Source organism: Pirellulales bacterium (assembly GCA_036490175.1).
GTDB lineage: Bacteria > Planctomycetota > Planctomycetia > Pirellulales > JACPPG01 > JACPPG01.
Window position 1 is genome coordinate 1 of the sequence record DASXEJ010000151.1, and the last position, 9,325, is coordinate 9,325.

Genomic DNA, 9,325 nt, shown 5'->3' on the forward strand with positions numbered 1-9,325 from the left:
GGAGGTAAACGCGCTTTGCAGATTCCTGGCGTTTCGCAAACGGCGATGTCTTTGATCGATTCCCTTGCAGCTGCCCAATCGACGTCCCTACGGCCCTTTAATCGGAGATAAATATGGCTAAACACAAAAGACCAATCCGTCCGAAGTGGCGGCGACGCCGGCCGGTGGTGGTCACATTGGCAGATGGGCCCAAGGATCGGAGAAGGTGGCGCCGATCGGTCGTCGATTTTCTTTTCCGGACCCAATTTGGGCAGATCCTGTTCGCCTTGATCGTGACGTTGTTCGTATTTCTGACGGTCTTGGTTCTGGAAGCGGACAACGATGACAAGGCAGGAGGTGTTTGGTGCCGGGGCGGGTCGGCACTTCCGGCGATCGCAGCCTCCGCCGATGCCGGCAGCCAGTTTGCCGCACTCATCCTCGACCGTTATCCACGGCGCGTCTACGGCTGCGCAGCCCGCCGGCGTGGCGGGCGCACCAAGGCTGATGTGGAACGCGAGCAGCGTGAACTTCTGGAAAAAACCAAAGCCGAAGTCGATGCGATCGCGGCGGAATTCCACGAACGCATGCCACGTACCCTGGCCAAACGGATCGGCCTGATGTACGCCCGCTATAGCAGCCGCTTTCAATCGTCGGTGGCGGCACAGGTGCGAGCCATGTATGAGGTCGCGGTTCGCGAGGAAACATTCGTACCGCGCGAGCTCGTCTTCTTCGACCTGGCAGTGCGCGGCTATCGCGACAATCGTCCGGGATTGAACGCTTTGCGAGCGGCGCTTAGCAATAAGCAGGGGCATTCGCTCCTGGTATTCGGGACGAATCGACTCTTCCGTAAAGCCCATCGGGCCGTGCGATTCGTCGAAGAAGAGATCGTCGAGTGTGGGATGCGTTGCTTCTTCATCCAGCAAAACATCGACACGGCCGCCAATAAGGACTGGCGGCTGCACCTGATGATTCAAGCGGCAATCGACGAAAACGGCACGAGCATGTACGCCGAAAACATCCGTGCTGCCCATCAAGGAATGTTTTTGCGGCTGGAAGTAATCGGTACATTGCCCCTGGGCTACTGCGGTGAGCCGATTGCCGGCGCGCCGCCGACGCGGCGCGGCCGTCCGCGGTGCCAAATCGTCATCGACAAAGACGAGGCTGCGTATGTCGTCAAGATTTTTGAGTGGTACGTCGTCGATGGCAAGTCGATGGACGAGATCGCGCAGCTACTCAACGATGATCCCAATGCGCCCTCGCCGCCGAAGTCGCTGCACGGCATGTGGACGCACGGCTCGGTCAGGGGCGTCCTTGTGAATGCCCGTTATCGTGGATATTGGGAATACGGCAAGCAGCAATGCCAATACCAATCGAAGCAGGACTATGTCCGGCAAGTCGAACGTGATGAACCGCTGCAAGCAGCATTCTTCGACAAGCTGAGGATTATTTCAGATAAAACGTGGTACGAGGCCCAGGGTCTGCTGCTCAAAGAGAAAAGTAAGCGAGGTCGGAAGCCGAAGGATCCCGAGCGATGTGCCCGACCGAAAGTGCTAAACGGCATCTGGTGGTGCCCCGAGCACGATCGCCCGTTACAGGTCGGCGCCGGGTACGGTTCGGCTATGATCTGCAAACTATGTAAAGCCGAAAAGCGGGAGAAGGAGCCCCTGTATAGCCAACTCGACAGGGACCTTGGCCTGAGACTCACACTCAAGGAGCTGGCGAAGTTTGTCCGAGTTGACGAACGGCTCGTTGGCGACGCCGTTGCGGCCTGCCGGTCCGAGGCTGAAAGATTACAGCGTCCCAATCCGGAACGCCTCGAGCAACTTCGCGCCCTGGTGGCCAGGAAGACACGGGCGATTCAAATCAACCGCCGCAACCCAGGGGAAACGGATGAAGATCAGCGCGAGTCCGACCGCATAGTCAAGGAGCTTCGCGCCGAAAGAACGCGCTCCCAGGCGGAGATTGCTGAGTTGGAAGTTGCGCGGCAACGACACATCGAGATTCCCGACGATGAGCAGATGCGGACATTGCTCGGCAAACTCGAGACGATTCTTGTCGCGGCAGCTCAAGGCGATCTGCCCGAGGATCTGCGCGATATCCGTCGGCTCGTCACCGCGTTGACGGGTGGACGGATCTTTCTATACCAAATGGGAGAACGTCGCCCGAAACTTGGTTGGCTACAAGGGCGGTTCCGCCTTCGACGGCTGTCCTGCCTGGTGCAGTGGGCGACCGGCATCCCGGCTAGCCATGTTGAGGAAGGCATCGAGGTGACGATCGACTATCGGCCGCCCTCACCGCTGGATGCCAAGTCCGACCGGGCCTGGACGCTAAACGAGCAGAAGTTGCTGCATCTTGAGATCGCTGCGGAGCTAAAATGCGGCAAGTCCACGGTGACCAAGCTGCTAAGGCACGCAGCGGCAAGACGCGGCATCCCTTATGAGGATGGCCGCAGCCGCCGTTCAAGTTTGGCGCGCAAACATCGAAAAGCACCGCCGTTCGAGCAGGTTGCCCCCGAGGTGGGGCGCCTCGCGGACCAGGGCCTGTCATTGCGCGAGATCGGTGAGAAGTTGGAGCTCGACCGCACTACCCTTTCCAAGGCCTACAACAAAGACCGAGCGGACAGGGGGCTTCCTCCGCTGGATGGTCGGACTCGTCGCAAACTATTGGGCCTCAAGGATCGGCCGAAGGATGGCGAACAAAAATAGCTGACCTGCTGTCCTTCTTGCTTTTGCAGCCCGGTTCTGCAGTAGCCCTGCCGAACCGGGCCTTTTTATTGGCGCGTGACTCATCGCATCACGCTGCCCAAACCGGCCTGAGGCTATCGGCGCCAGCTCATCTCAATGCGCTCTGGCGGAAAATGGCCGCAATATTGTTGAGCCACGCTCACGGACGACCTCGCGTCTTACTTTGCTTGGAACCTTCCACGAAAGGAGCCGACCCATTCAGAAATCGACCTCGAAGCTCTCGACAGATCTTCCGAAGGTTGTCGCAGACGATGACAGCGCCGGGCGTGCTGAAATAGCCGCAATATTGGGCCGCTTGTTGGCACGATGGTGGCTGCGAGAGAGGGCCGCGGCGACAAAACCTTCGGCCGATGTCGGGACCGCCTCGCAAGCAGATCGCCCGAAGTCTGCCGTACCGGACGGGCGCACACGCCGTAAGAACGTCGACCACAAGTCGAGCAATCCACCCGAGCTCCCGCAGCCAGACGATCCACCGGCAGCAGCATGAGCGACATGTGGAAGAGGTTTCGGGGCTAGCCGGGCCGCGTGGCCAGGCTGGCCCCGGCCATTTATCAGCTCAATCAATTTATGTTTCAACGCGACATACCTGAACCTGCCGCCAACGGACTTTTGGCCCTGACCGGTCTATCCGATCTCAATGCCACTCGGCGCCGCGCGCGGCAGTAGTGAGGCAGTTACGGGCCACGCCACGAGTACGTTCATGCGAGACTATGGCAGTTTCCCTGTAAGATTTGAGGTTCCATTTGCCCTTGTTAGTTATGTTTCGCGGGCGGCCGGTGAAGCGACGCCGGCGCACCCGCGATGGTTTGCTGTTGACTTTTTATTCGGCCACGGCCGGCACCAGCGGTGATCAACTCGCCGTGACCGACGCCGAATGGCAGGCGCACGGCCAAGTCCGGTTCTATCCGGCCGGACAACGGCCTGATTTCCGAAAACTCGCTGCTGAAGCAGCTGAGTAATTCTGTTTTCTTCCTTTTCTCGAAGGGAGTGTTCCATGCTGAAGCGACAGGGTCCTTCTGCGCGCACCGCGCGTGCATACCACTACCGACTTATCCATCGCCACACCCGGCAAGTTGGCCGGCGTTCTGATTCCGACTGGCCGCTGTTGGCCTATCGCATTGGTTTAACTTTTCGTCCGGGTGATGGCAGCGCCACGTTTTTCGACAATTCGCTGCGGCCCATCGGCACGGCTGTGGCGATTGTGCTTTCGTATGATACCGACGGACATGAAATCCCAATTCGTGGCTATCGTGCCCGGCTAGGAACGGACGGCCGTGTACGCTACGGGCTCAACGGCGATCGGGAGTTTTGCCATGATGGCGGGTTGCGACCGGCGTTTAATGCCGCGGGCCGGGCGATCAACGTTCGCCGCAACGAGTCGCTGGCGGATCTGTTCCTGCGGATGGATGACGCGTGCTGGCAGCGGCGAGCGGAATTCGAGTCGCTGCTGGCGATCCCTCGCCTGCCGCGAATCATGCTCGGCTTTGCCCCGCAGCAGCCGCCCGAGTTTGAGGTCACTGACGGTCTGAAGCGCTTGGCTGCCCGGCGGCTGGACATTTCGCCAGCTCGTCTGGCAAGCAATCCGCCAATGCTTGTCGAACGATTGCTTGAGCAGACATGGGAAGGTGTATTGCAGCCGCCGGGTTCGCCAGGCAATCTGACCGACCTGCTGCTGCTCGACGCCGAATACTGCAGCCAAGCGCATCGCGCGCTGCGGATCTTTGAAGATTTCCGGCAGCTTATCGGCGCTTACACTTGGAATCCAGCTCGCGCCGTCGAGGTTTTTCGCATGGATAATCCAGCGCCCGCCGCGCTGGCGAGTTGTGGGATTGATCCAACGGCTGATTTCGAGCAAGCCATTCCGTCCGAGGTCGTCGATCAATTGGAAGGGCTAATGCGCACCGCTGTCGGTGAACACGCCGCCCGTTTCAGCCAAGAAGATCTGCTCGATGCGGTAATCAGCCCCTTCAAGCCGCTGGCTGCGGCCTCGGAAGCGTTGAGCGCGGCTCGCGTGAAGCTTCAGCCGTATTGGTCCGAATGCACCACCGACGCCGATCTGCGGCAGGCTCTCCGTTCACCAAAGGATGGCCTGCGTGCTTCGGGCGCCTGTCGGATCCAAGTGCTTCGGACTCGGTCTGTTCCAGAGCCTTTTTCCTTTTCAGCGGCTGATCTCGAGCGTCGCGCCGAAATCGATTGGCGCGTCCATCAACCGTTGCCGGTCGAATCTTCGGCCGAATCGTTTACCCAGCTTCAGTTGTGCTCCTGAAAACCGGAGGAATTCATCATGTCCACCGCGGACAAGCGGCAGAACTTTGAGACGCTCTGCCGCGCGGTACAAAACCGCGACATTGCTCTACTTAACTGCCAGCACAGTACAACCGGCGAAATGATCGCCGTGGTTTGCGCCACGAACCGGCTGGAGAACGGCTTGCTTGAGTTCATTCCTCTGGCGCGAATGCTCGATGCCAACATGGGTGAATTCCTGTGCAAGTGCGTCTCCACTGATCCACCGGGCAATCCCGAGCTGAATTGATCGAATACCAGCCTCGGCCCGGTAATAACCGAATCGCCCCAGACGGCGCTGCCGCCCGGCAGCGCCGTCTGGGCACTTTTTCTTACGTATCGGACGGTCTGTGGAGCACCAGTCCGGGAAAACCCGCACATTTCTGCGCCGGGCAGCCCGTATCCGTGGCAGATCTCGGCAGTATCGGCTGGTTCGGCAGCTCGGTGTTGCGGTTGTCTGGCTCTTTCGCCACCTGCGGCCCGACGCTGCCTGGACAATTTAGCGGTTGGACGTTTTGCGTCCGGGCCTATCGGACATATTATATCCGGATATGGCCGAGCCGATCGTCGGCGGCCAAACCAAAGGATCAAGGAATTTGATGACGGCCTAAGTTGGGCCATGTACCACACAATTTGAACTGACGCGTGCGTCAGAACTGCTTCCCGAGAAACCGCCAACTTGAGCTTCGGCTCATGACCAAAGAAGCAGCAACTGTGCCGCGCCCCGAAAGGGGCGCTGGCCAGGTGCTGTTCTTTGGTGCCCCTTGGCGGGGGTCTCGGGAGCGGCCTTGGTTCAGCGCTCCGTTTTTTTTTGCGCACTCGACAACAGTCGTTGGCGCAACGACGGGGCAAACTCCACTAGCTCGGCTTGAGCCACAATCATGAATCAACTGCTGACACCCAACCAGATTATTCAGACCGAGACATCGCGGTCGCCTTGCCGTATCGAGCGGTTCTTGGGAGGGGGCGGCCAGGGCGAGGTGTACCAGGCGAGCTTGGCCGGACGCGCGGTCGCGGTGAAATGGTATTTCTCCCGTACCGCGACACCCCAGCAGCGCTGGCTACTGGAAGACCTGGTGCGCCGGCCGGCGCCCAACGAGCGGTTCCTATGGCCGATCGAGTTGGTGTCCGATCCGCGAACGCCCGGCTTCGGCTACATCATGGGCCTTCGCGAGCCGCGTTACCGCGGCATCGTCGCCCTGATGAAGCGGAAAATCGAGCCGAGCTTTCGCACGCTGGCCACAGCCGGCTTTCAACTGGCTGACAGCTACTACCAGCTCCACGCCGTCGGTCTTTGTTACCGGGACATTTCTTTTGGCAACGTGTTCTTCGACCCAATCGCCGGCGACGTCCTGATCTGCGACAACGACAATGTCGCCATCAATGGCGAACAGAGTGGCGGTGTCTTGGGCACGCCCAAGTTCATGGCGCCTGAGGTGGTGCGCGGCCGGGCAAGTCCCAGCCGCGATACCGACCTGTATTCGCTGGCGGTCCTGCTCTTCTACATGCTGATGGTTCACCATCCGCTGGAAGGCAAACGCGAATCTCAGATCAAATGCCTGGATCTGCCGGCGATGACCAGGTTGTACGGCGAAGATCCGGTTTTCATCTTTGATCCTGAGGACGAATCCAACCGCCCCGATCCTGACTTTCATCGCAACGCGTTGGAATACTGGCCGATCTATCCGCAATCGATTCGCGATTTGTTCGTGCGGTCGTTTACCGACGGCATTCGGCGGCCGCAGCAGGGACGCGTCAAGGAAACCGAGTGGCGCGCCGCCTTGGTTCGGATGCGAGACCTGGCCGGCTACTGCCCTTGCCAGGCGGAGAATTTTTACGACCCGGAGCATGACGGGACCGCCGGCGATCGGCTCTGCTGGGCTTGTCGGCAGCCACTGCGCTGGCCTTTTCGCCTCGCGATCGGCAAGCGCCAGATCGTTGTGCTCAACCACGACACCAAGCTCTTCGGTCACCATCTCGACCCGCAAAAGACTTTCGACTTCTCGGACCCATTGGCCGAGATCTCGCGACATCCAACCGAACCGGGTGTTTGGGGCCTGAAGAATCTTTCTTCAAACAAGTGGGTTGCAGCCAATGCTGAAGGCGTGCTGGTCGACGTGCCGCCGGGAAAAAGCGCGAAGCTCGCCGGCGGAACGACCGTCCAATTCGGCACTGTGACTGGCGAAATCAGCTACTGACCATTTTCCAGCGCGAGATTTTTGTCTCCTGGCAAGCTATGAGGATGAAAGCCATGAATCGACGACCCGGCGGCGAATTGGCGGCTCGACAACTACACTTCATTTGGATGGTCGATTGTTCGGGATCGATGGGCGCTGACGGCAAAATCGAAGCCCTCAACAACGCGGTCGACGAAGCCATTCCGCACATGCGCGAAGTAGCGGCCGAGAATCCCAACGCGCAGCTGATGGTGCGCGTGGTCCGGTTCTCCAACGGAGCCCAATGGCACGTCTCGCAGCCCACGCCGATTGACCAGTTTCAATGGACTCCCTTGTCGGCTGACGGCGTGACCGACCTTGGCAAGGCGCTAGCCGAAGTTGCCGAGCAATTATCGGTAGACAAGATGCCGCCGCGAGCGTTGCCGCCCGTGCTGGTGCTCTTGTCCGACGGTCAACCGACCGACGACTACAAGGCGGGCCTGAAGAAGATGATGGACCAGCCGTGGGGCAAAAAGGCCGTGCGCATCGCTATTGCCATCGGCCAGGATGCCGATTTCGAGTGTCTGCAAGCGTTCATTGCCAATCCGGAGCTGAAGCCGCTGGCCGCCAATAATGCCGATCGCCTGACCCAGCTAATCAAATGGTCTTCGACGGCGGTGGTGCAGTCGGCATCGGCGCCGGCCAGCCAAGTTGCCGGTTCTAACGGGCCGGTCGGGAATGTGCCCATTCCCGAGCCGCCGGATCCGGCGAACCTGCCAGCCTCGGCCCAAGACGTCTGGTGAGCGAAAGCCGGGCGGCATGCGCACGGTGGGTGTTCGGTACAGGATCACTTGACGGGGTAATCGCCCGTGAAATTGCTACCCAAATGGTTTCGACGCCGGAAACCGTTGCCGGTTCCTGAGGCACAGCCGAGCGTTCCAACCGAGCCGCCGCGGAAGGTGCTCTGGCACGCGCTGTGCGAGACCGTTCGAGGCTCAAGCCACGAACGATTGGGTTTGCCTAATCAAGATGCGATCGGCTGGTGGCCAGCGGAGCCTGATGCGGACTGTTTTGTATTGACAGTGGCCGACGGCCACGGAAGCAAGAAGAGCTTTCGAAGCGACGTCGGTGCTCGTCTGGCAGTCGAAACGGCACAGGCGGCATTGCGAGAATTGCTTTCCGACCCTGGCGCTGTCGATCCGAGTGCGGTCAAAAGGGCGCTTGACGAGCGGCTGCCGGTGGAAATCGAGCGCCGCTGGAAGACCGCCGTGCAAGAGCACGTCGCAGCCCATCCGTTGTTCGTCCGCGAAGTGGCTCAACTCGATGCCCAGCAAGGCGAAGGAGCAAGAAAGGCCGTCGAAGAGAATCCCATTTTGGCCTACGGTACGACGTTACTGGCGGTTGCCGTCCACGAAACCTTTGTCGCGTGCCTCCAGTTGGGCGATGGGGATATTCTCGTGGTCGGCGACGATGGAGCCGTCAGCCGTCCCATTGCCGACGACCCACGGCTATTCGCCAATGAAACCACCTCTCTCAGCGGTGATCAGTCGTGGCGTGATTTTCGCGCGAGCTTTCAATCGCTGGCCGGGCGTCCGCCGGCGCTGGTGATGGCCTCCACCGATGGTTACAGCAACTCGTTCCGTTCGGCTGAAGACTTCGAGACGGTCGGCCCGGACTTTCTGGATTTACTGAGAACCGAAGGCGTTGCCGCGGTGCGCGAGAAACTGCCGATCTGGCTGGCGGAAGCGTCTCAGAAGGGAAGCGGTGATGATGTCACCGTAGGAATTCTGTTCTTAGCAGTTCCGCACGGGCATGCGCCTATTCGCCCCGGCGCCGATGAGCACCCCGTATCGGCCAGCCCGCAAGAGAACGAATCGCCGGCGAAAGCCGACTAAAAACCGGTAGGCCCGGCAACTCGGCCGGTCTGAGTTCGAAATGAACGCCAAGCTAACATCAACAGGCGATGCCCGGACGATTCTCGTCGGCTTGGTGAGCGAGTATGGGCAAGAGATTGCCAGAGAACCGCGGCGATTGGAGGGACTCCTGCGAGATTTGTGTCCTGCTTCTCGGCGAGAGATTGCCGCCTTGACGGCGGCCTTGAAGGCACCCGTCATTCACGACCTGTCGACGCTTCGCACCCAGATCCCGCCGCCGATCCTCGTG

At 60.0% G+C, this 9,325-nt stretch carries 8 protein-coding genes; all 8 read left to right on the forward strand.

Features of this window, described 5'->3' with window-relative positions; all coding sequences use genetic code 11:
• The first annotated feature begins 272 nt into the window (after positions 1-272).
• Positions 273-2,684 (forward strand): recombinase family protein, encoded by a 2,412-nt coding sequence (locus VGG64_11765; protein ID HEY1600274.1) that lies wholly within the window; start codon positions 273-275, stop codon positions 2,682-2,684.
• Between the two features lie 815 nt (positions 2,685-3,499).
• Complete coding sequence (locus tag VGG64_11770; protein ID HEY1600275.1) at positions 3,500-3,682, forward strand: hypothetical protein; 183 nt, start codon at positions 3,500-3,502, stop codon at positions 3,680-3,682.
• A 35-nt stretch (positions 3,683-3,717) separates the two neighbouring features.
• Entirely contained in the window at positions 3,718-4,989 is a 1,272-nt protein-coding gene (locus VGG64_11775; GenBank protein ID HEY1600276.1) for a hypothetical protein, read from the forward strand.
• An 18-nt stretch (positions 4,990-5,007) separates the two neighbouring features.
• Complete coding sequence (locus VGG64_11780; protein HEY1600277.1) at positions 5,008-5,256, forward strand: DUF6117 family protein; 249 nt, start codon at positions 5,008-5,010, stop codon at positions 5,254-5,256.
• 631 nt (positions 5,257-5,887) lie between these two features.
• Positions 5,888-7,204 carry a hypothetical protein gene (locus tag VGG64_11785; protein HEY1600278.1) on the forward strand — a complete coding sequence of 439 codons (1,317 nt, stop codon included), beginning with the start codon at positions 5,888-5,890 and terminating at the stop codon, positions 7,202-7,204.
• A gap of 53 nt (positions 7,205-7,257) precedes the next feature.
• The gene (locus VGG64_11790) at positions 7,258-7,965 is read left to right on the forward strand and encodes a VWA domain-containing protein (GenBank protein ID HEY1600279.1); all 708 of its coding nucleotides are present in this window, start codon (positions 7,258-7,260) and stop codon (positions 7,963-7,965) included.
• Between the two features lie 156 nt (positions 7,966-8,121).
• A complete protein-coding gene (locus VGG64_11795; GenBank protein ID HEY1600280.1) occupies positions 8,122-9,057 on the forward strand; it encodes a PP2C family serine/threonine-protein phosphatase in 936 nt (311 codons plus the stop codon).
• Between the two features lie 40 nt (positions 9,058-9,097).
• The coding region (locus VGG64_11800; GenBank protein HEY1600281.1) for a hypothetical protein at positions 9,098-9,325 on the forward strand (228 nt) is incomplete at its 3' end.